21 protein-coding genes and 2 tRNA genes are annotated in these 21,408 nt (G+C 55.2%); 8 read left to right on the top strand and 15 right to left on the bottom strand.

Features of this window, described 5'->3' with window-relative positions; translation table 11 throughout:
- Positions 1-6 precede the first annotated feature (6 nt).
- The 4 genes from PGQ95_RS22190 to PGQ95_RS22175 are packed head-to-tail and all read right to left on the bottom strand — an operon-like array spanning position 7 to position 4,013.
- The gene (locus PGQ95_RS22190) at positions 7-645 is read right to left on the bottom strand and encodes an NADH:ubiquinone reductase (Na(+)-transporting) subunit D (RefSeq protein ID WP_002889716.1); all 639 of its coding nucleotides are present in this window, start codon (positions 643-645) and stop codon (positions 7-9) included.
- Entirely contained in the window at positions 638-1,432 is a 795-nt protein-coding gene (locus tag PGQ95_RS22185) for a Na(+)-translocating NADH-quinone reductase subunit C (protein WP_015704472.1), read from the bottom strand. Before PGQ95_RS22185 ends, PGQ95_RS22190 begins: the two co-directional genes overlap by 8 nt.
- Positions 1,425-2,663 carry an NADH:ubiquinone reductase (Na(+)-transporting) subunit B gene (locus tag PGQ95_RS22180; protein ID WP_015704471.1) on the bottom strand — a complete coding sequence of 413 codons (1,239 nt, stop codon included), beginning with the start codon at positions 2,661-2,663 and terminating at the stop codon, positions 1,425-1,427. The genes PGQ95_RS22185 and PGQ95_RS22180 overlap by 8 nt, the downstream gene beginning before the upstream one ends.
- A 3-nt stretch (positions 2,664-2,666) precedes the next feature.
- Entirely contained in the window at positions 2,667-4,013 is a 1,347-nt protein-coding gene (locus PGQ95_RS22175) for a Na(+)-translocating NADH-quinone reductase subunit A (RefSeq protein ID WP_430919359.1), read from the bottom strand.
- A gap of 409 nt (positions 4,014-4,422) precedes the next feature.
- On the opposite strand from PGQ95_RS22175, the gene dpaA reads away from it, so the two are divergent.
- On the top strand, positions 4,423-5,163 hold the full coding sequence (dpaA, locus tag PGQ95_RS22170) for a peptidoglycan meso-diaminopimelic acid protein amidase (RefSeq protein WP_113374924.1): 741 nt from the start codon (positions 4,423-4,425) through the stop codon (positions 5,161-5,163).
- On the opposite strand, the gene PGQ95_RS22165 is transcribed toward dpaA, so the two are convergent.
- Together PGQ95_RS22165 and lpcA are read right to left on the bottom strand one after the other, a co-directional pair.
- A complete protein-coding gene (locus tag PGQ95_RS22165; RefSeq protein WP_015368120.1) occupies positions 5,134-5,901 on the bottom strand; it encodes a class II glutamine amidotransferase in 768 nt (255 codons plus the stop codon). The two genes, dpaA and PGQ95_RS22165, sit on opposite strands and share 30 nt — an antisense overlap.
- A 96-nt stretch (positions 5,902-5,997) precedes the next feature.
- On the bottom strand, positions 5,998-6,579 hold the full coding sequence (lpcA, locus tag PGQ95_RS22160; RefSeq protein ID WP_004099149.1) for a D-sedoheptulose 7-phosphate isomerase: 582 nt from the start codon (positions 6,577-6,579) through the stop codon (positions 5,998-6,000).
- Between the two features lie 240 nt (positions 6,580-6,819).
- Between lpcA and fadE the strand changes: the two genes are divergently transcribed.
- Entirely contained in the window at positions 6,820-9,264 is a 2,445-nt protein-coding gene (fadE, locus tag PGQ95_RS22155) for an acyl-CoA dehydrogenase FadE (protein ID WP_047047387.1), read from the top strand.
- A gap of 169 nt (positions 9,265-9,433) precedes the next feature.
- Positions 9,434-10,204 carry an amidohydrolase gene (locus tag PGQ95_RS22150; protein WP_430915545.1) on the top strand — a complete coding sequence of 257 codons (771 nt, stop codon included), beginning with the start codon at positions 9,434-9,436 and terminating at the stop codon, positions 10,202-10,204.
- 30 nt (positions 10,205-10,234) lie between these two features.
- Here the strand turns inward: PGQ95_RS22150 and eamB are convergent, their stop codons facing one another.
- Positions 10,235-10,825 carry a cysteine/O-acetylserine transporter gene (gene eamB / locus PGQ95_RS22145; protein ID WP_430919356.1) on the bottom strand — a complete coding sequence of 197 codons (591 nt, stop codon included), beginning with the start codon at positions 10,823-10,825 and terminating at the stop codon, positions 10,235-10,237.
- Positions 10,826-10,928: 103 nt separating this feature from the next.
- Between eamB and PGQ95_RS22140 the strand changes: the two genes are divergently transcribed.
- Positions 10,929-11,810 (top strand): LysR family transcriptional regulator, encoded by an 882-nt coding sequence (locus tag PGQ95_RS22140; protein WP_430919354.1) that lies wholly within the window; start codon positions 10,929-10,931, stop codon positions 11,808-11,810.
- Positions 11,811-11,870: 60 nt separating this feature from the next.
- On the opposite strand, the gene PGQ95_RS22135 is transcribed toward PGQ95_RS22140, so the two are convergent.
- Positions 11,871-11,947: transfer RNA gene (locus tag PGQ95_RS22135), tRNA-Asp, on the bottom strand.
- 133 nt (positions 11,948-12,080) lie between these two features.
- The gene (dnaQ, locus tag PGQ95_RS22130) at positions 12,081-12,812 is read right to left on the bottom strand and encodes a DNA polymerase III subunit epsilon (protein WP_015368125.1); all 732 of its coding nucleotides are present in this window, start codon (positions 12,810-12,812) and stop codon (positions 12,081-12,083) included.
- Positions 12,813-12,876: 64 nt separating this feature from the next.
- Between dnaQ and rnhA the strand changes: the two genes are divergently transcribed.
- A complete protein-coding gene (gene rnhA / locus PGQ95_RS22125) occupies positions 12,877-13,344 on the top strand; it encodes a ribonuclease HI (RefSeq protein ID WP_015368126.1) in 468 nt (155 codons plus the stop codon).
- Here the strand turns inward: rnhA and PGQ95_RS22120 are convergent.
- Positions 13,341-14,063, bottom strand: a complete 723-nt coding sequence (locus PGQ95_RS22120; RefSeq protein ID WP_047047163.1) for a class I SAM-dependent methyltransferase — start codon at positions 14,061-14,063, stop codon at positions 13,341-13,343. The genes rnhA and PGQ95_RS22120 overlap by 4 nt on opposite strands.
- 33 nt (positions 14,064-14,096) lie before the next feature.
- Here PGQ95_RS22120 and gloB point away from each other — a divergent pair, with 33 nt between their 5' ends.
- Together gloB and mltD are read left to right on the top strand one after the other, a co-directional pair.
- Positions 14,097-14,852 (top strand): hydroxyacylglutathione hydrolase, encoded by a 756-nt coding sequence (gene gloB, locus PGQ95_RS22115; protein ID WP_430919352.1) that lies wholly within the window; start codon positions 14,097-14,099, stop codon positions 14,850-14,852.
- 71 nt (positions 14,853-14,923) lie between these two features.
- Entirely contained in the window at positions 14,924-16,291 is a 1,368-nt protein-coding gene (mltD, locus tag PGQ95_RS22110; protein ID WP_087859100.1) for a murein transglycosylase D, read from the top strand.
- A gap of 54 nt (positions 16,292-16,345) precedes the next feature.
- Here the strand turns inward: mltD and PGQ95_RS22105 are convergent, their stop codons facing one another.
- From PGQ95_RS22105 to PGQ95_RS22095, 3 genes are all read right to left on the bottom strand, one after another.
- Positions 16,346-17,116, bottom strand: a complete 771-nt coding sequence (locus PGQ95_RS22105) for a class I SAM-dependent methyltransferase (RefSeq protein ID WP_430919350.1) — start codon at positions 17,114-17,116, stop codon at positions 16,346-16,348.
- Positions 17,117-17,202: 86 nt separating this feature from the next.
- On the bottom strand, positions 17,203-18,000 hold the full coding sequence (locus tag PGQ95_RS22100; RefSeq protein WP_015704463.1) for an endonuclease/exonuclease/phosphatase family protein: 798 nt from the start codon (positions 17,998-18,000) through the stop codon (positions 17,203-17,205).
- Between the two features lie 103 nt (positions 18,001-18,103).
- Complete coding sequence (locus PGQ95_RS22095) at positions 18,104-19,294, bottom strand: MFS transporter (RefSeq protein ID WP_087859098.1); 1,191 nt, start codon at positions 19,292-19,294, stop codon at positions 18,104-18,106.
- A 104-nt stretch (positions 19,295-19,398) separates the two neighbouring features.
- Here PGQ95_RS22095 and yafC point away from each other — a divergent pair, with 104 nt between their 5' ends.
- On the top strand, positions 19,399-20,301 hold the full coding sequence (yafC, locus tag PGQ95_RS22090) for a DNA-binding transcriptional regulator YafC (protein ID WP_123273271.1): 903 nt from the start codon (positions 19,399-19,401) through the stop codon (positions 20,299-20,301).
- Between the two features lie 48 nt (positions 20,302-20,349).
- Here the strand turns inward: yafC and dkgB are convergent, their stop codons facing one another.
- The gene (gene dkgB, locus PGQ95_RS22085; RefSeq protein WP_049061038.1) at positions 20,350-21,153 is read right to left on the bottom strand and encodes a 2,5-didehydrogluconate reductase DkgB; all 804 of its coding nucleotides are present in this window, start codon (positions 21,151-21,153) and stop codon (positions 20,350-20,352) included.
- Between the two features lie 167 nt (positions 21,154-21,320).
- Positions 21,321-21,397, bottom strand: a tRNA-Asp gene (locus PGQ95_RS22080).
- Positions 21,398-21,408: the final 11 nt, after the last annotated feature.

The raw sequence follows: 21,408 nt of genomic DNA, 5'->3' as shown, positions 1-21,408 counted from the left end.
GACCGGTTACTCCTTTTCCTGCTGTTCAGGCTTCCAGCTACGCAGGGCCCAAATCAGCAAACCGATAATGAAGAACGCGCTCGGCGCCAGCAGGAACAGGCCGTTCGGCTGATACCAGCCGCCGTTCTGCACCGTTTCCAGTACGGTGATACCGAACAGCTTGCCGCTGCCGATAAGCTCGCGCAGGAAGCCGACGATAATCAGGATCGCGCCGTAACCGAGACCGTTACCGATACCATCCATAAAGCTGGCCAGCGGCGGCGATTTCATGGCATAAGCTTCGGCACGCCCCATCACGATACAGTTCGTGATGATAAGCCCGACGAACACCGACAGCTGCTTAGAGGTCTCATAGGCGAAAGCCCGCAGCAGCTGATCCACCACGATAACCAACGAGGCGATGATCGCCATCTGCACGATGATACGTACGCTATTGGGAATATGGTGGCGAATCATAGAGATAAACATGCTGGAAAACGCCGTCACCAGCGTCACAGCAATGGTCATGACGAAGGCGGTTTCCAGTTTGGTGGTCACCGCCAGCGCGGAGCAGACGCCGAGCACCTGCAGGGCGATGGGGTTATTGGCGATAAGCGGCCCCACCAGCACGCGCTTCACCTCTTTCATATCGCTCTGTTCAGCCATTATTCAGCTCTCCCTCACGAACTTTTTTCAGGAACGGACCAAAGCCCAGTTCGCCCATCCAGAAATCAAAGCTATGCTGCACGCCGTTTGATGTCAGCGTGGCGCCGGATAAACCGTCAACCGCGTGGAGATCGCCTGCGCGCGCGCCGCCTTTTACCACCTTCAGCGACGGCATACCGTTGTCATCCAGCACCTGTTTACCGACAAACTGCTGACGCCAGTTCGGATTTTCCACCTCGCCGCCCAGCCCCGGCGTTTCGCCCTGGTCGTAGTAAGTAATGCCTTTCACCGTGCGCCCATCGACGTCCAGCGCCACGAAGGCGTACATCATCGACCACAGGCCATTGCCATAGATAGGCAGCACGACTTCCTGAATCTGCTGCTGCGCGTCACGCACCAGGTAAATTTCCGCCAGGTTGCTGCGGCGTTTAATCCCGGCCGGATCCTGGCTGGCGTCCAGCGCGATGCTCTGCTGCGGATCTTTCAGCGCCTGAGCCTGATTAAATTTGCCTGGGTCTTTATCCAGCAGTTCGCCGGTCGCCAGATTGACCAGCCGCGGGGTAATGCGCGCGGCGAAGGTTTCCGCCACCGCGTCAGCATCCATCCCCTGCTGCATCAGGCCGGCGACGGCCAGGATATTGCGCTGTTTATCCAGCGCGCGTTGTTCCTGCTGACGCGACTTGAGGCCCACGGCGGAACCGGCGACCACAATGGAGCACACCAGACAAAGCACCAGCACCACCAGCAGCGTTTTGCCGATGCTATCGTTACTTTTCTTCTCAGCCACGCGACTTCCTCCGCTTGATATTGGCCTGCACCACCAGGTAATCGAACAGCGGCGCAAACAGGTTGGCGAACAGAATCGCCAGCATCATCCCTTCCGGATAGGCCGGGTTGACGACGCGAATCAGCACGCACATCACGCCAATCAGCAGGCCGTAGCTCCATTTACCTTTATCGGTAAAGGAAGCCGATACCGGGTCAGTCGCCATAAACATCATGCCGAAGGCGAAACCGCCGAGCACCAGATGCCAGTACCACGGCATCGAGAACATTGGGTTGGTATCGGAACCGATAAAGTTAAACAGCGTGGCGGTGGCGATCATGCCGACCATCACCCCGGCGACGATGCGCCAGGAAGCGATACGGGCAAAGATAATGAACGCGCCGCCGATGAGGATCATCAGCGTCGACACTTCGCCAATCGAGCCGGGAATGTTGCCGAGGAAGGCGTCCATCCAGCTCACCGGGATGCCGGTGGCGACGTTAACCAGCGCTTCACCGCCGCCGCTAGCCCACTGGGAGAGCGGCGTCGCGCCGGAGAAACCGTCCGCCGCCGTCCACACCAGGTCGCCGGAAATCTGCGCCGGGTAGGCAAAGAACAGAAACGCGCGCCCCGCCAGCGCCGGGTTGAGGAAATTGCGCCCGGTGCCGCCGAAAATTTCTTTGGCAATCACCACGCCGAAGGAGATCCCCAGCGCCGCCTGCCATAGCGGCATCGTGGGCGGCACAATCAGCGCGAAGAGAATCGAGGTAACGAAAAAGCCTTCGTTGATCTCATGTTTGCGCACAATCGCGAACAGTACTTCCCAAAAACCGCCAACGATGAATACGGTCAGGTAGATAGGCAGGAAAAATACCGCCCCCAGCGTCATCATGCTGAGCCACCCGGCATCGGCGCTGAAGCTCACCCCTAACCATTGGGCAACGCTATAGTGCCAGTTGTTGGCAATCACCTGCTGCAGCTGTTCGGCGCCGTATAGCTTGTGCAGCGCCGGAATTGTCTGCAAGCCGACGTTGTACATGCCCCAGAACATCGCCGGGAACACTGCAAACCAGACGAGGATCATCATCCGCTTGAGGTCGATGGCGTCACGTACGTGCGCGGCACCGCGGGTGACTAAACCCGGGGTGTAGAAGATTGTCGCCGCCGCTTCATACAGCGGGTAATATTTTGCTAACTTGCCGCCGTGGGTGAAATGCGGCTCAAGTTTCTCAATCAGGTGCTTTAAGCCCATCTCTTATCCTTCCTGCTCAATCTGGGTTAACACGCTGCGCAGCGCCGGGCCGTATTCATATTTGCCCGGACAAACGTAGGTGCAGAGCGCCAGATCTTCTTCATCCAGCTCCAGACAGCCCAGCGCCTGGGCGCTATCGCTATCGCCGGCGAGCAGATCGCGCAGCAATATGGTCGGCAGAATATCCAGCGGCATCACCCGCTCATAGTTGCCGATCGGCACCATCGCCCGCTCGCCGCCGTTAGTATCAGTGGAGAAATTAAAGCGCTTGCGCTTAAAGAAATGACCAAGGGTGGTACGGGTAATCGAGAACTTCTCTTTGCCCGGCATCACCCAGCCAAACAGCTCTTTTTCACGGCCTTCTCGTACCACGCTGACCTGCAAATGGTAGCGCCCGAGGAAAGCGTGAGGGCCGCAGGCATGGGTGCCGCTCAAGACTGAACCGGAAATTACCCGGTTTTCATCATCCACCAGCTCGCCCGCCAGCAGTTCATCGAGGCTGGCGCCGAGACAGGTTTGCAGCAATCGCGGCTGTTTTACCTGCGGGCCGCCAAGGGCAATGACGCGGTCGCTGTACAGCTCGCCGTCGAGGAACAGTCTGCCAATGGCGATGACCTCCTGATAGTTGAGATGCCAGACCTGTTTGGTCAGGCTGACCGGCTCAAGGAAGTGAATGTGCGTACCGGCAAGCCCTGCCGGATGCGGGCCGCTAAACTGGTTGAATGTCACCTGCCCGGCGGGATGGCCGCCCAGCTTGCCGCCGCTGGCCTGACAGACGTGGACTTTACCGTCCGTCAGGTGCGTTAGCACCGTCAGACCGGCATCAAAGGCTTCACGCTGGGCCAGGATAATCGGCTGCGGTTCAGCCGCCAGCGGGTTGGTATCGATAGCAGTGACGAAAATAGCCGCCGGAACGCTATCCAGCGCGGGAATTTTGCTGAAAGGACGGGTACGAAACGCCGTCCACTGCCCGGAGTCCAGCAGCTGTTGCTGCACCGCTTCCCGCGCTAAATCGTTAAGATCTTCTAATGCGTAGCGGGTAAACGACACCGCATCATTACTGCCGTCGACGTCAATCACCACCGATTGCAGCACCCGGCGCTCGCCGCGATGAATGGCGCTAACTACCCCGCTGGCTGGCGCGGTAAAACGTACCCCGGCGTTCTTTTTGTCTTCGAACAGCACCTGGCCTTTCTGCACCCGATCGCCTTCGCTCACCGCCATCGAGGGGCGCATGCCGACGTACTCCTCGCCGAGCAGCGCGACGCGTTTCACCGCAGGCCGGGACGAGATCTGCTGTAATGGCATGCCAGCTATGGGCAAATCCAGCCCTTTCGTGATTTTAATCATATCGTTAGCAGGTATCCGTAACCTAAACCCCGGCTCAAGCCGAGGCCAGCATTATTGATGGAATATCAGAATAAGAAAGGAATAGCGGTGCCACGGGGGCACAAGACGGGAGAGAAGCATCCTTTCTTACCCTGGTCATAAACGGCGGGAGTGTAACATTTTGTGAGTGGCAGAAGTAGGAAAAGCGCCAATAAGTGCTTCTAAAATGCGAGCTATTGCGCAAAGTTCTCACTGCGCTTTGCGGCAATATTCGCTATAAAGGAACATTAAATTGTAAACGCAGCCACACCGTGCTTGCGAAAAACTGCCGTGATGCTAATGTGAGCGCTCTAAATCCAGAAAACTCTGATTTCGGGTATCTCTTGCCGTCCTGGCATGTGGTTTTTTGTTTTATCAAGGAACAAGCAGTATGCGCAAAATCGCATTCTTTATTGCGATGCTTCTGTTGCCGTGCGTGTCATTTGCTGGGTTACTCAGCAGTAACAGCCCGACAACGCCGGTTAGCAAAGAATATAAACAGCAGTTAATGGGCTCCCCCGTTTATATTGAGATCTTCAAAGAAGAGCGGATGCTCGATCTCTATGTCAAAATGGGCGAAACCTACCAGCTTCTCGATAGCTACCGGATCTGTAACTACTCCGGCGGCCTCGGGCCGAAGCAACGCCAGGGCGATTTTAAAAGTCCGGAAGGATTTTATAACGTCTCGCGCAGTCAGCTAAAACCAGACAGCCGCTTTTATAAAGCGATCAATATCGGCTTCCCGAATGCCTACGATCGCGCGCACGGCTATGAAGGTAAATACCTGATGATCCACGGCGCCTGCGTTTCCGTCGGCTGCTACGCGATGACCGACACCGGCATTGACGAGATCTTCCAGTTTGTCACCGGCGCGCTGGTATTTGGCCAGCCAAGCGTGCAGGTCAGCATCTATCCGTTCCGGATGACCGACGCCAACATGGCGCGGCATAAGTTCTCGTACTATTCGGATTTCTGGAAGCAGCTGAAGCCAGGCTATGACTACTTCCAGCAGACCCACAAACCGCCGGTGGTTTCGGTGATGGATGGCCGCTATATCGTCAGCAAGCCGCTCAGCCACGAGGTTATCCAGCCGCAGCTGGCCTCAAACTATACGCTCCCCGAGGCAAAATAACGCCCACTCGCCTGGCATGATTTTATTCCAGGCCTCATTGCCGGTCAGCGGCTGAGTGGCGATAACGGAGACCACATCGTTTGGTGTGGTCTCACGTTGAAAATCAATTTCCACATCCTGATCCAGCAGCTTCGCCACGCCAAACGGCGCCCGACGGGTGATCCAGTACAGGTTGGTTGAACAGTACGCCATTACATAGCGCCCGTCCGATAACAGCATATTAAACACGCCCTTCTCACGCATTTCGCCCGCCAGCGTCGCGATGTATTTAAACACGCCGACCATATTGCCCGGCGTGCGCGGATAGCGCTCGGTTAAACGGTGCAACAGCCAGCAGAAAGCCGTTTCGCTGTCGGTCTCGCCCACCGGGCGGAAATTCCCCGTCTTCAGCGATTTATAACCTTTGAGCTGGCCGTTATGGGCGTAGGTCCAGTGGCGCCCCCACAGCTCGCGAGTAAACGGATGGGTGTTTTCCAGCGCCACCTCGCCGCGGTTAGCCTGACGGATATGGGCGATGACGGAACAGGATTTGATGGGATAATCCTGTACCAGTTTGGCTATCGGCGACTGAAAGCTCGGCTGCGGATCTTTAAATGTGCGACACCCTTTCCCTTCGTAAAAGGTAATGCCCCAGCCGTCTTTATGCGGCCCGGTGCCGCCCCCGCGCTGAACCAGCCCGGAGAAGCTAAAACAGATATCGGTCGGCACATTGGCGCTCATCCCGAGCAATTCGCACATAGATCACCTCATACCACTGCACAAAATATCCTGCCGCTAAAGCCTTGTCGCCGCAGCTCCTCAACATGGAAGCCACGGCGCCGTCATCATGGCAAGTTAAGCTTTAACCATCTCTTTTTCGATCAACATAATCAGAATATGAATCACCTTAATGTGAATCTCCTGAATGCGATCGGCGTAACCGAAATGCGGTACGCGGATTTCAACATCGGCGGAACCCGCCATTTTGCCGCCGTCTTTACCGGTCAGGGTGATCACTTTCATTCCCTGCGCACGAGCGGCTTCAATCGCTTTGATCACGTTGCCGGAGTTGCCGGAAGTGGAGATCCCCAGCAGAACATCGCCTGCGCGGCCAACCGATTCAACGTAGCGGGAGAAGACGTATTCATAGCCAAAATCATTACTCACGCAGGACAGATGGCTGACATCAGAGATAGCGATCGCCGGATAACCAGGGCGGTTTTCGCGATAACGCCCGGTCAGCTCTTCCGCAAAATGCATCGCATCGCAATGAGAACCGCCGTTGCCGCAGGAAAGCACTTTACCGCCAGCTTTGAAGCTATCCGCCAGCAGTACCGCCGCGCGTTGGATAGCATGAATGTTGGCCTCGTCCTGCAGAAAGTTGGCCAGCGTTTCCGCGGCTTCGTTCAGTTCGTTACGAATAAGATCCTGGTACATGAGGATAATCCTTCAGTATTGGTTGGAATAACCCTGGCAGTGTACCGGATAGCCGCCGAAGCGAGAAGCAGCAGGCGACGTTATCCCCCGTCCTTTTGATTTTACGTGCCGCTTTTCCAGCCAACAATGTGAGCAAGGTTGTAATTATTTTGTAAACACATTGCTAAAACAAATTACATCCACTACAACCAATACATCACAAGTGGTCAGACCTCCTACAAGATAAGGGAGCATTTCTCTATGATGATTTTGAGTATTGTTGCAACCGTAGTGTTACTCGGCGTGCTCTTCTATCACCGAGTCAGCCTGCTTCTCAGCAGCGTGATTTTGCTCGCCTGGACCGCGGCGCTCAGCGTGGCGGGGCTGTGGAATATCTGGCTGCTGCTGCCGCTGGCGATTATCCTGCTGCCGTTCAACTTTGCGCCGATGCGTAAATCCCTTTTCTCCGCCCCGGCATTCCGCGCTTTCCGTAAAGTAATGCCGCCGATGTCGCGTACGGAAAAAGAAGCCATCGATGCCGGCACCACCTGGTGGGAAGGCGATCTGTTCCGCGGCAACCCGGACTGGCACAAGCTGCATAACTATCCGCAGCCGCGCCTCACCGCCGAAGAGCAGGCTTTCATCGACGGCCCGGTAGAAGAAGCCTGCCGCATGGCGAACGACTTCGAAATTACCCATGAGATGGCGGATCTGCCGCCGGAGCTGTGGGCGTACCTGAAAGAGCATCGCTTCTTCGCGATGATCATTAAGAAAGAGTACGGCGGGCTGGAGTTTTCCGCCTATGCCCAGTCTCGCGTGCTGCAAAAGCTGTCCGGCGTTTCCGGGATCCTGGCGATCACCGTCGGCGTGCCTAACTCCTTAGGGCCGGGCGAACTGCTGCAACATTACGGTACCGAAGAGCAGAAAAATCACTACCTGCCGCGCCTGGCGCGTGGTCAGGAGATCCCATGCTTCGCGTTGACCAGCCCGGAAGCGGGCTCCGACGCCGGCGCGATCCCGGATACCGGCGTAGTCTGTATGGGCGACTGGCAGGGTCAGCAGGTGCTGGGTATGCGCCTGACCTGGAACAAGCGCTATATCACCCTCGCGCCGATCGCCACCGTGCTGGGCCTGGCTTTCAAACTCTCTGACCCGGACCGTCTGCTGGGCGGCGAGGAAGAGCTCGGTATCACCTGCGCGTTGATCCCTACCTCAACGCCGGGCGTGGAAATTGGCCGTCGTCACTTCCCGTTGAACGTGCCATTCCAGAACGGCCCTACTCGCGGTAAAGATATTTTCGTACCGATCGATTACATCATCGGCGGCCCGAGCATGGCCGGCCAGGGCTGGCGTATGCTGGTTGAGTGCCTGTCCGTGGGTCGCGGCATTACTCTGCCGTCCAACGCCACCGGCGGCCTGAAATCCGTCGCCATGGCGACGGGCGCCTACGCCCACATTCGCCGTCAGTTCAAAATCTCGATTGGTAAAATGGAAGGGATCGAAGAGCCGCTGGCGCGTATCGCAGGTAACGCCTACGTAATGGACGCCGCCGCTTCGCTGATTACCTACGGGATTATGCTTGGCGAGAAACCGGCGGTGCTGTCGGCAATCGTTAAATATCATTGTACACACCGCGGCCAGCGTTCAATCATTGACGCTATGGATATTACCGGCGGTAAAGGCATCATGCTGGGCGAAGGCAACTTCCTTGCCCGCGCTTATCAGGGCGCGCCGATCGCCATTACCGTTGAAGGGGCGAATATCCTCACCCGCAGCATGATGATCTTTGGTCAGGGGGCGATTCGCTGCCATCCGTATGTACTGGATGAGATGGCCGCCGCGCAGAACAATGACGTTAACGCCTTCGACAAGCTGCTGTTTAAACATATCGGCCACGTTGGTAGCAACAAAGTACGCAGCTTCTGGCTGGGCCTGACTCGCGGCCGCACCAGCAGCGCGCCGACCCGTGACACCACGCGCCGCTACTATCAGCACATGAACCGCCTGAGCGCCAACCTGGCCCTGCTGTCGGATGTATCAATGGCGGTGCTGGGCGGCAGCCTGAAGCGTCGCGAACGTATCTCCGCGCGTCTCGGCGACGTGCTGAGCCAGCTTTATCTGGCATCGGCGGTGCTGAAACGTTATGACGATGAAGGCCGTAATGAAGCGGATCTGCCGCTGGTCCATTGGGGCGTGCAGGATGCGCTGTATCAGGCGGAGCAGGCTATCGATGACCTGCTGAAGAACTTCCCGAACCGCTTTGTCGCAGGCGCGCTGCGTCTCGCCATCTTCCCGACCGGCCGTCACTACGATGCGCCGTCCGATAAGCTGGATCATAAAGTGGCGAAAATCCTGCAGGTTCCGAGCGCGACCCGCTCTCGTATCGGTCGCGGTCAGTACCTGACGCCAAGCGAACATAACCCGGTTGGCCTGCTGGAAGAGGCGCTGCTGGATGTGATGGCGGCGGATCCAATCCACCAACGCATCTGCAAAGAGCTGGGTAAAAATCTGCCGTTCACCCGCCTGGATGAGCTGGCCACTAATGCGCTGGCCAAAGGGTTAATTAATCAGGAGGAAGCCGCAATCCTGACCCGTGCAGAAACCAGCCGTCTGCGCAGTATTAACGTTGATGATTTCGCGGCGGATGAACTGGCGACCAAACCGGTAAAGCTGCCGGAAAAAATCCGCAAGATTGAAGCGGCATAATAAAAGCAATACTGCACATCACGACGAAGGCGGGGAATTTCCCCGCCTTTTCTTTTGTTACTCCCCCGCCAAAGTAGCATTTTTTTAACAAAATATTCCATGCCGCCTCCCGCTGCTGATATGGTATTAAAATTATCTAAACGCCCTCTTTATAATGGAGTTCACCACTGTGCCTGGCTTGAAAATTACGCTGTTGCAGCAACCGCTGGTGTGGATGGATGGTCCCGCCAACCTGCGCCATTTCGATCGTCAGCTGGAAGAAGTGAGCGGGCGCGACATCATTGTACTGCCTGAGATGTTTACTACTGGTTTTGCCATGGAAGCGGCGAAGCAGTCGATGCCGCAGGAAGAGGTCGTTGAGTGGATGCAGGCGAAAGCGGAGCAGACCAACGCGCTGATTGCCGGTAGCGCGGCATTGCAGACCGACCGCGGCCCGGTGAACCGCTTTCTGCTGGTAGAGCCCGGCGGTAAAACGCATTTTTACGATAAGCGTCACCTGTTCCGCATGGCGGATGAACATCACCATTATGAGGCAGGAACCGAACGAGTGGTCTTTGAATGGCGCGGCTGGCGGATTCTGCCGCTGGTGTGCTATGACCTGCGCTTCCCGGTATGGTCGCGTAACCACAACGATTACGACCTGGCGCTGTATGTTGCTAACTGGCCTGCCCCGCGTTCGCTGCACTGGCAATCGCTGCTGGTCGCCAGAGCCATTGAAAACCAGGCCTACGTCGCCGGCTGCAACCGCGTCGGCACCGATGGCAACGGCCACCACTATCGGGGCGATAGCCGTATCATTAGCCCGCAGGGAGAGATTATCGCCACCGCCGAACCGCATCAGGCGACGCGGCTCGATGCCGATCTGTCGTTGGCCGCGCTGCAGGAGTATCGCGAGAAATTTCCGGCCTGGCAGGATGCCGATCCTTTCACGATCGGCTAAACACTTTTCGGGAGCCACTGCGCTCCCTTTTTATTCCACCACGATCCGCAAAGCGCAGTAGACCAATAACGCTGCCAACACCCAGTTCAGTTGGCGCCCGTACAACAAAAACAGGCGCTGAAACAGATGCCCCGCCAGCGCCCAGCACAGATTTCCCAGCGCGCCAATCGCCGCCAGCAGCAGACTCACGCCGATGAGCCAAATCGGCTCGCGGGTAACGGGCAGGACAAAGGTAGAGAGCGCGGTGATGCCATACAGAATAATTTTTACGTTGACGAACTGCAGGCCCAGGCTCGCCCAGAAACCCACCGGCTCTGTACTCAGCGCGCCTGCCCCCGGTTTGCTTTTGGCTATCTGCCAGGCCAGCCACAGGATATACGCCGCGCCAATCCATCCCAATATCCGGGTAAATCGCGAGTCGAGTTCCACCAGCGAAAAGGTTAACGCCGCGCAAATCAGCATGGTGATAATAAAACCGACGCTCATCCCCGCCAGCACCCGCAGGCTGCGGCGTAAGCCATGGGAGGTGACGCTGCTGAGGGCAAGAATATTATTAGGGCCGGGAGTCAGCGCGGTTATCAGGGTATAAGTCAAAAAAGCACTAATCAAAGCTGGGGTCACTTGTCTTCTCCTTCGTTTTGGCAGACAGTACCCGATGCCATTCATTTAAAAAAATGAATGTTTTTTGATTCTGAATTCGATATTTTCGATAGTTGGTGGCGAAATGGATCTGCGGCGTTTTATTACTCTCAAAACGGTAGTGGAAGAAGGCTCGTTTTTACGCGCGGCGCAAAAGCTATGCTGTACGCAATCCACGGTAACCTTTCATATTCAACAGCTTGAGCAAGAGCTTGCCGTTCAGCTGTTTGAAAAAATTGGCCGCCGCATGTGCCTGACCGAATCCGGTAAAAAGGTGCTGCCGCACGTCCATGAACTGGCGAGGGTGATGGAAACCATTCGCGAGGCGGCTCGCGAGGATGGCGAACCGGCTGGCGAGCTACGCGTTGCCTGTGGGGAAACCCTGCTGGCCTATAAAATGCCGCAGGTGCTACAGCGCTTTAAACAACGGGCGCCGCAGGTACGCTTATCGCTGCAGTCGCTCAACTGTTATGTCATCCGCGATGCGCTACTCAACGATAGCGCCGATTTGGGCGTGTTTTATCGGGTTGGCAACGATGACGCGTTAACCATGAAAAGCTTTGGCCAGCAGTCGCTGACGCTGGTCGCCTCGCCGCAGCATCCGGCGGTCGATTTTACCCACTGCGGGCAACATATTCCGCTGAGCTTTGTTATCAATGAGCCACAGTGCGTATTTCGGCAGATTTTTGAAAGCACGCTGCGCCAGCGCGCCATTACCCTGGAAAATACCATTGAGCTCTGGAGTATCGAAAGTATTAAGCAGTGCGTGGCGAGCAATCTTGGCGTCAGCTATCTGCCGCGTTTCGCCGTTGAGGAAGAGCTTAAGCGCGGTACGCTGGTTGAACTCCCGTTCAGCGATATTCCACTCACTATTAACGCGATATGCGCCCATCACGCCGGTAAAGTGGTCAGCCCGGCAATGCGGGTATTTATGCAGTGTGTTGAGGAGGCGTTAGGGGCGGATTAAATGATAATTCCCCCAAACGACGAAGGCCTGAATCATTGCTGATTCAGGCCTTCTTAATAGTGGCGGAACGGACGGGACTCGAACCCGCGACCCCCTGCGTGACAGGCAGGTATTCTAACCGACTGAACTACCGCTCCGCGTTGTTGTTCCGTTGGGAACGAGGCAAATATTACGGTTTCCCTACATCGTCGTCAACGCTTTTTCTTCACTTTTGAATCGTTTGCTGCAAAATTAGCCCGCCCGCCTATTTTTAGCGCATATTGCCGGCAATCAGGCGCGCCACAGGCAGCTTCCGCCCTTCTTCTGCACCAAGTCGAGACGCGATTCATGGTCCGCCAGCTCGCTGTCAGAGGCATAAACCACACGTAATTTACTGGCGGCGCGGACAACGCGCTGTATTCCAATATCGCCGGCCTGCTGTTGGCCTTCCCCTTCCATCGAAAACGCCATGCTGGTCTGCCCGCCGGTCATCATCAGATAGACGTCGGCCAGTATCTGGGCATCGAGCAACGCCCCGTGCAGCGTACGCTTGCTGTTGTCTATCTCATAACGTGAACAGAGCGCATCGAGGCTGTTACGCTTGCCGGGGAACATCTTACGCGCCAGCGCCAGGCTATCGGTGACCTTACAAAAGGTCTCCGTTTTCTCAATGCCGCGGTTCAGCTTTTTGAATTCATAATCCATAAAGCCGATATCGAACGATGCGTTATGGATGACCAGCTCCGCGCCGCGGATATACTCCATGAACTCATCGGCAACGTCGGCAAATGTCGGCTTATCCATGAGGAATTCATCGGCAATACCGTGAACGCCGAAGGCTTCAGGGTCCACCAGCCGATCGGGCTTCAGGTAAACATGGAAGTTATTACCGGTGAGGCGACGGTTGATCACCTCTACGGCGCCGATCTCGATGATCTTATGCCCTTCATAGTGGGCGCCGATCTGGTTCATACCGGTGGTTTCGGTATCGAGAACAATCTGTCGTGTAATTGCAGTGCTCATAGCGGTCATTTATGTCAGACTTGTCGTTTACATATCGATTTCAATTACAGGAAGTCTACCAGAGATGCTCAAACAGGTAGAAATTTTCACCGATGGTTCTTGCCTGGGAAATCCTGGGCCTGGCGGCTACGGCGCTATTATGCGCTATCGCCAGCATGAAAAAACCTACAGCGCGGGCTACCGCCTGACGACTAACAACCGCATGGAACTGATGGCTGCCATCGTCGCTCTCGAAGCGCTTAAAGAGCATTGCGAAGTGGTGCTAAGCACCGATAGCCAGTACGTCCGCCAGGGGATAACCCAGTGGATCCATAACTGGAAAAAACGCGGCTGGAAAACCGCGGACAAAAAGCCGGTTAAAAATGTCGATCTGTGGAAACGTCTTGATGCCGCTCTCGGCCAGCATCAAATTAAGTGGGAATGGGTCAAAGGCCATGCCGGGCACCCGGAAAACGAACGCTGTGACGAACTCGCGCGCGCTGCGGCGTCTAACCCCACGCTGGACGACGTCGGCTACCAGCCGGAAAGCTAATTTCCCCCGTCGCGCCACTGCCTGGTGGCGCCAACGGCCGGACGCAGCTGCGTCTTCGCCTTCCCGGACTTCATCGGATTTAGCGTCAGCGGAATGGTTCTTTTCCGCGCGACGATCATCTGCAAACACCCCAAAGCCGGCAGATGAGTACTTAACATTTTTCCCCCCTGCTTCGACCAGGGCAGCACCTGATAGCGACCGTAGTGCAGCACCTCAAAATTGAGCAGCGCCAGCCAGTCAAGCTGTCGCGTCATGGTAAACATGCGGCTGTTATAGGGGATAGTTTTTCGCAGGATCGGCGTCACTTTGCGCAATCCGACGAGGCTCATCGGATTAAAGGCGGTCAAAATCATCCAGCCATCGTCAATCAGCACGCGGTCAGCTTCCCGCAACAGCCGGTGCGGATCGCTGCACCATGGCAAAGTATGCGCCAGTAAACAGGCATCCACAGATTTGGCGGCGAAAGGAAGATAGAGTGGGTCGGCTTTGACCTGGATAGGACTTCCCCCCAGCGAAACGTTCACCTGATGGGAGATCGCGCAGGCTTCGGTATTGATTTCCGCGCTCAGATTGCCAATCTTAAGTAGATGAAAGCCATATAATTTAGCCAGCCACGGTTTCATATGCCGTTCCAGCGACTCGCGATAGTATTCACCCCACGGCATACTGGACCAATGCTCTGGAGCTGTAATTGTATGAGGTATCCTTGCCGGCTTCATCGCAACCTTCCGCAACGCTTTGAGAGGTAATTTATGAATCTTATCAGTATTCCTGCATTTCAGGACAACTACATCTGGGTTCTTAGCGACGATAACCGTCGTTGTGTGATAGTCGACCCGGGCGAAGCCGCGCCGGTACTCGCGGCCATTGAAGAAAACGGCTGGCAGCCAGAAGCGATTTTGTTAACCCACCACCACCACGATCATGTTGGCGGCGTGAAAGAACTGCGGCAAAAGTTCCCGCAACTTGTGGTTTACGGGCCGGCAGAAACCCAGGATAAGGGAAGCACGGATATTGTATCTGATGGCGATAGCATTACTGTTTTGGGCCGCGAATTTTCTATTTTCTCCACTCCCGGTCACACATTAGGACATATCTGTTTCTACAGCGAACCTTATCTATTTTGTGGCGATACAATGTTTTCCGGAGGCTGTGGCAGATTGTTCGAAGGTACAGCGGACCAAATGTATCAATCATTTATGAAAATAAACGCCCTTCCCGATGACACACTAATTTGTTGCGCACATGAGTACACTTTAGCAAACATGAAGTTTGCATTGAGTATCCTGCCAGATGATATGGATATAAAGGATTACTACCATAAAGTTAATGAGTTACGCGCAAAAAACCAAAAGACACTACCCGTTACTCTGAAAAATGAACGCCGTATAAATTTATTTTTACGTACGGATGACAATGATTTAATTAAAGAAATATCCAAAGAAACAAATTTGCAACACTCAGCGCAGAGATTTGCATGGTTAAGGTCAAAGAAAGATGACTTCTGAGATTTAACGCTTGTCATCCTCGGCCTTCACCGTTATCCTTGCTCGTCTTTTAAGCAACTATTGACACACACATGAAGGCACGAGCGATATTACTCGCCTCTGTCCTGCTGGTAGGGTGCCAGGCGTCGAAGCACGACGGCACCGTAGAGCAGCGAGCACAGAGCCTTTCTGCAGCTGGTCAAGGGGAAGCAGGCAAGTTCACAAGTCAGGCGCGATGGTTAGATGATGGAACCCTCTACGCGCAAGACCAGGATCTGTGGACTTCCATAAGCGACGAGCTAAAGATGGGAATTCCGGAAAACCCCCGGATTCGCGAACAGAAACAGAAGTACTTACGTAATAAGAGCTATCTCCACGATGTAACTTTACGGGCTGAACCGTATATGTACTGGATAGCCGGGCAAGTTAAGAAACGTAACATGCCAATGGAACTGGTATTACTACCCATAGTGGAGAGCGCTTTTGACCCACACGCGACGTCTGGCGCCAATGCCGCAGGCATTTGGCAGATCATTCCGAGCACAGGGCGCAATTATGGTTTAAAACAGACCCGCAGTTACGATGCGCGTCGTGATGTCGTCGCGTCTACTACCGCGGCGCTGGACATGATGCAACGTCTGAACAAAATGTTCGACGGCGACTGGTTACTGACCGTCGCGGCATATAACAGCGGCGAAGGCCGGGTAATGAAGGCCGTGAAGGCGAACCGTTCGCGTGGTAAACCCACCGATTTCTGGTCGCTCTCGCTGCCGCATGAAACCAAGGTCTACGTGCCAAAAATGCTGGCTTTGAGCGATATTCTCAAAAACAGCAAGCGTTACGGCGTGAAGCTGCCCACGGCTGATGAAAGCCGGGCGTTGGCGCGCGTTCGCCTCGATAGCCCGGTTGAGATTTCTCAGCTCGCGGACATGGCAGGAATGCCGGTTAGCAAGCTGAAAACCTTCAACGCCGGCGTCAAGGGGTCCACGCTTGGCGCTAGCGGGCCAAAGTACGTCATGGTGCCTCAGAAGCACGCAGCGCAACTGCGTGAATCTCTGGCCTCTGGCGACATTGCCGCCGTACAGCCGACGCAGCTTGCTGACAATACGCCGCTGACCAGCCGTAGCTATAAAGTACGTTCTGGCGACACAATTTCCGGGATTGCTTCGCGTCTCGGCGTTACCACCAGGGATCTGCAGCAGTGGAATAACCTGCGCGGTTCTGGGCTTAAAGTCGGGCAAAATCTGGTTGTCGGCGCAGGCAGCAGTGCGCAACGTCTGGCGAACAACAGCGATAGCATCACCTATCGTGTTCGTAAGGGCGACTCGCTGTCGAGCATCGCAAAACGCCACGGCGTCAATATCCGCGACGTTATGCGCTGGAACAGCGATACCGATAACCTGAAGCCAGGGGATCAGCTGACGTTGTTTGTGAAAAACAACGACAGACCTGAATCCTGATTCCAGGATAATGAGAAAGGCACCGCTTCACCGGTGCCTTTTTTATTGCCAGCGTTACACTGCTTTATGCGCTTCAAACATGATGGTATCGCTGGTAAACGATCCATCCTGCTGTAATTCGAAGTAGGCTTTAACCTCTGCCGATGCGCTCTGCTGATATAAGCGAATCGCCTCCGCCAGCGCCTCGGGCGTGCGCATCCGCGCGACCCACGAGCTAAACTCCAGCGGCAGACGGTCGGTCAATAAATGATTGATCGCCAGGCCTGCGTCATTGGCCAGCGCCAGCCACTCGCCGCTGGAGTAGTTACGCACGTGCGAAGTGTCGCGCAGCGCTTCTACGGTTTGCAGCCAGACATCACGCACCGGATGCCCCGGAGACATCACGTCCATGATGATCATCACCCCACCCGGCTTCAGCACGCGTTTCACCTCACGCAGCGCCTGGCCGACATCATGCCAATGGTGAGCGGAGTAGCGGCTAATCACCACATCAAAACTGGCGTCGGAGAACGGCAGCTTTTCAGCATACCCCTGCTGAGTGACGATGTTGGTAAAGCCTTTGTCTTTTGCCGCCTGAGCGACAACCTCCAGCATCTGGCTCGATAAATCATACGCGGTAACCTGCGCTACCTGGCCGGCAGCGGTAAAGCTGGCGTGCCCTGCCCCGCATCCCATATCCAGCAACGTTGCCTGCGGGAAATCCGCCAGCCGTTCCGCCAGACGCTGCAGATCGCGCCCGGAGGCGTGCACGGCGCTGGTCAGATAGGCGCTTGCCTGTGAGCCAAACTGCTTTTCGACGTTGTCATGATGAGAGCGTGTTGTCATTGTGTTGTCCTTCGGTGGTTTGAGTAATAAAGGGCAGCATCGTGCTGAACGCAGACCTGCCCGATGGCAGGCCTGACATACCTTAATTAATCAGGCTTGCCGGGACTGAATTCGACTAGTAGCGGGTTGTGATCGGAGGCGCGGGTCACCAGCACGGAAGCATCGTGCACGCTTAATCCACGGTAGAACACAAAATCGAGCGGGCGACCAAACGCGCGGCGGCGCTGATCGTCAGAGAAACGAACCTCGCGTAACGACATCTCACGCGCAAAGCGGTACAGCGCGTTCATCCGCGGGCGGCTCCAGGCGTTGAAATCACCAGCCATGATTACCGGCCCGCTGTGATGGGCAATCTGATCGCCAATTGGCAGCAGCTGTTTACTATAGACATCGACGCCAAGACTAAAATTAACCGCATGGATATTCACCACCATTAACAGCCGTGCATCGGGCAGCGGATAAACGGTCACTAACGCCGATTTAGGCAAACGTAAAATAGGTTCGCGCTCGCGCAAGGGACAGCAATAGATGGGGTGAGCGGAGGCCAGCGTCATCACGCCGGAAGGATGCTGCGGCAATACCAGCGCCGGCACCTGATCGGCGGCCAGATAGTTTGAAGTCGCGAACCTGACCAGTTCTGGGGTGGTTTGCGCCTCCTGCAACAGGACCAGATGCGCGTCTTTGCCGAAATTTTTGAGTACCGACTGCCATTCAGCACGCTGCTGCTTGAAGATATTCCACACCAGCACGCGAATTTTCTCATCGCTGCTTAACGGCGCGCCGGCGGGATAAACCGGACTGACGCCCGCAAACGCCCCCGGAGGCAAGATTCTCTCCGCGGGTTGTCCGGCGACATAGCGCATGGCATAGGTATTCTTTCGCAATTTGGGCATTGAACCTCGATAACAGGAAACCAGCCCGACTGCGGCTGGTTCTTCTGTTATAGGGATTTTCCCATACACTTTCAATGCAATTTGCGAGAAAGCCTTATCCTTCGAGAGAAACGGCTGCCGAACGGCGTGGAGATTTATCTAAACGACCGCTCAGTACGACCAGTAGCAAAGCCACCAGCACAATCAGCGCGCCAATCCACGGCGTCTGCGCCAGACCGTACAGCTCGACCGTCTGTCCACCAATGACCGAACCGAGGGCAATACCAATATTGAAGGCAGCGATGTTCAAACCAGAAGCAACATCAACGGCGCCCGGCGTGTACTGTTCAGCCTTTTGTACCACATAGACCTGCAGACCCGGAACGTTGCCGAAGGCGAAAATCCCCATCACCAGTACCGTTGCCAGAGCGGCGTAGTGCAGATTAGCCGTGAACTGGAAGACCAGCAACAGTACCACCAATGCAGCGAAGATAAATTTCAACGCGGCGACAGCGCCATGTTTATCAGCGAGCTTACCGCCCCACACGTTACCGATAGCGACAGAGATACCGTAACCCAGCAGGATCCAACTGACCGCAGACGGGCTAAAGCCAGCCAGGTCCTGCATCATCGGCGCGAGGAAAGTAAATGCGGTAAACACGCCGCCATAGCCCAGCGCGGTAATCGCGTAGATCATCAACAGGCGCGGATGAGTCAAAACTTTCATCTGATCGCGCAGGCTAGCTCCGGCGCGGCCCGGAATATTATTTGGCACCAGGATCAGGCTGCTGATAAGCGCAATGACGCCCAGAATCGATACCGCGAGGAACGTTTCACGCCAGCCAAAATGCTGACCGATGAATGTCCCGAACGGCACCCCGGTTACCAGCGCGACCGTCAGGCCACCGAACATGATAGCAATGGCCGAGGCGGCTTTCTCTTTTGGCACCAGGCTGGTGGCAATCGTCGAGCCGATAGAAAAGAATACGCCGTGCGCCAGGCCGGTCAGCAGGCGGGCCACAATCAAAGTGCCATAACCCGGAGCCTGCCACGCTAGCAGGTTACCGGCGGTAAAAAGCACCATTAACGCCAGCAGGAGTTGCTTACGCGGCATGCGCCCGGTTAACGCGGTCAGCACCGGCGCGCCAACCGCCACGCCTAGCGCGTAGATGGAAACCAGCAGGCCCGCAGACGGTAGCGAGATAGCCAGTTGTTCGGCAATGGTCGGTACCAGACCGACGATCACAAATTCGGTAGTGCCAATAGCAAAGGCACCGATGGTTAATGCAAGTAGCGCCAGTGGCATAATTTACTCCGTAGCATCAGGATTAAGATGACACGTAGTATGAAGGGATGTTTAAATAACAAAAACCATCAAAATCTCAATAGAATTTTGCTATAGGTGCAACAATGAGAGCCACGTCAGAAGAGATCGCTATCTTCGTCGCCGTAGTGGAAAGCGGCAGTTTTAGCCGGGCGGCCGAGCAGCTCGGACAGGCAAACTCTGCCGTCAGCCGGGCAGTCAAAAAGCTGGAATCAAAGCTAGGCGTTAGTTTGTTAAACCGGACCACGCGCCAGCTGAGCCTGACAGAAGAAGGTGAGCGTTATTTCCGCCGCATGCAGGTGGTGTTGCAGGAAATGGCGGCTGCCGAAAATGAGCTTCTGGAGACGCGTACCACCCCTCGCGGATTGCTCCGCGTTGATGCCGCCACGCCGGTGATGCTGCATTTTTTAATGCCGCTGGTAAAACCGTTTCGTGAACGTTATCCGGAAATGACGCTCTCGCTGGTCTCCTCGGAAACCTTCATTAATCTTATCGAACGCAAAGTCGACGTTGCGATCCGCGCGGGTACCCTCACAGATTCCAGCCTGCGCGCCCGTCCGCTATTCAATAGTTACCGTAAGATCATCGCTTCGCCTGATTATATCACCCGCTACGGCACGCCGGTAAATGCGGAAGATCTTGCGGATCATCTCTGTCTGGGATTCACCGAACCCGTCTCGTTGAATACCTGGCCTATTGCCGCCAACGATGGACAATTACTGGAAGTGGGTTGCGAAATTACCTCTAACAGTGGCGAAACGCTAAAACAGCTCTGTCTTGGCGGCAATGGTATTGCCTGTCTATCGGATTATATGGTGGATAAAGAGATTGCCAGCGGGGAGTTTGTGGAGCTACTTGCCGACAAGCGCTTGCCGGTGGAGATGCCTTTCAGTGCGGTGTACTACAGTGATAGAGCCGTCAGCACGCGTATCAGGGCATTTATTGACTTTCTGAGTGAGCATGTCAAACAGCTCCCGAAGGAGCTGTAAAAAACTATCATCCGGCAGCGGCATCAACCGTCTGCCGGAATCAGTGGATTAATCCCACTTCGGCGCCAGACCTTCCGGGCTTACCAGTCGGTCGTTGCAATCCAGCGCGGCAATCGCTTTACGATCTTCATCATCCAGCTTCAGATCCAGCGCTTTCAGGTTGCTCGCCAGGTTTTCACGCTTGGTGGAAGATGGAATAACCGCATAGCCTTCGCCCATCGCCCACGCCAGGATTACCTGTGCCGGGGTGGCATTATGTTTCGCCGCGATACGGGCAATCACTTCATCTTTCAGCGCTTTACCGTAGGCCAGCGTCATATAAGAGGTGATGTGGATACCGTGTTCACGCGCCCAATCCACCACTTTACGGTTCTGCAGGTACGGAGACAGTTCAACCTGGTTGGTCGCGATATTTTCAGCGCCAACGGCGGCGATCGCACGCTCCATCAGTGGAATAGTGAAGTTAGAGATACCGATCTGACGGGTCAAACCCAGTTTCTTCGCTTCCATCAGCGCAGCCATAAACTCTTCAACAGCAACCGCATCGTTCGGCGACGGCCAGTGAATCAGCGTCAGATCAACATAATCGGTACGCAGCTTCTGAAGACTCTCTTTCAGGCTGGCGATCAGCTTGTCTTTACTCAGGTTTTCGATCCAGATTTTGGTGGTGATGAACAGTTCATCACGCGGCACGCCGCTTTCCGCGATAGCCTGACCAACAGCGGCTTCGTTTTCATAGATCTGTGCGGTATCGATAGTACGATAGCCCAGCTCCAGCGCCATTTTTACAGAGTTGATGACTACGTCGTCTTGCAGACGGAAAGTGCCAAGACCAAATGCAGGGATTGCCATGATAGATGTTCCTCGTTAATTATTCATTTCGCTTAACTGAGGCCATTATGGTTGAAGGTCGGGCTGGGAAAAAGATCGATAAATGCAGAGGATTTTTGCTGATTTAGCAATAATTAGAATGGAGAAAACAAAAAAGCCCTGAGCAGATGCTCAGGGCTTCAAATAAGTGGCGGAACGGACGGGACTCGAACCCGCGACCCCCTGCGTGACAGGCAGGTATTCTAACCGACTGAACTACCGCTCCACCGAATTTTT

The organism is Klebsiella sp. 141240, assembly GCF_050600805.1.
Lineage (GTDB): Bacteria > Pseudomonadota > Gammaproteobacteria > Enterobacterales > Enterobacteriaceae > Klebsiella > Klebsiella aerogenes.
The sequence above is the reverse complement of the archived record's forward strand: the minus strand, read 5'-3'. Positions and strand labels throughout refer to the sequence as shown.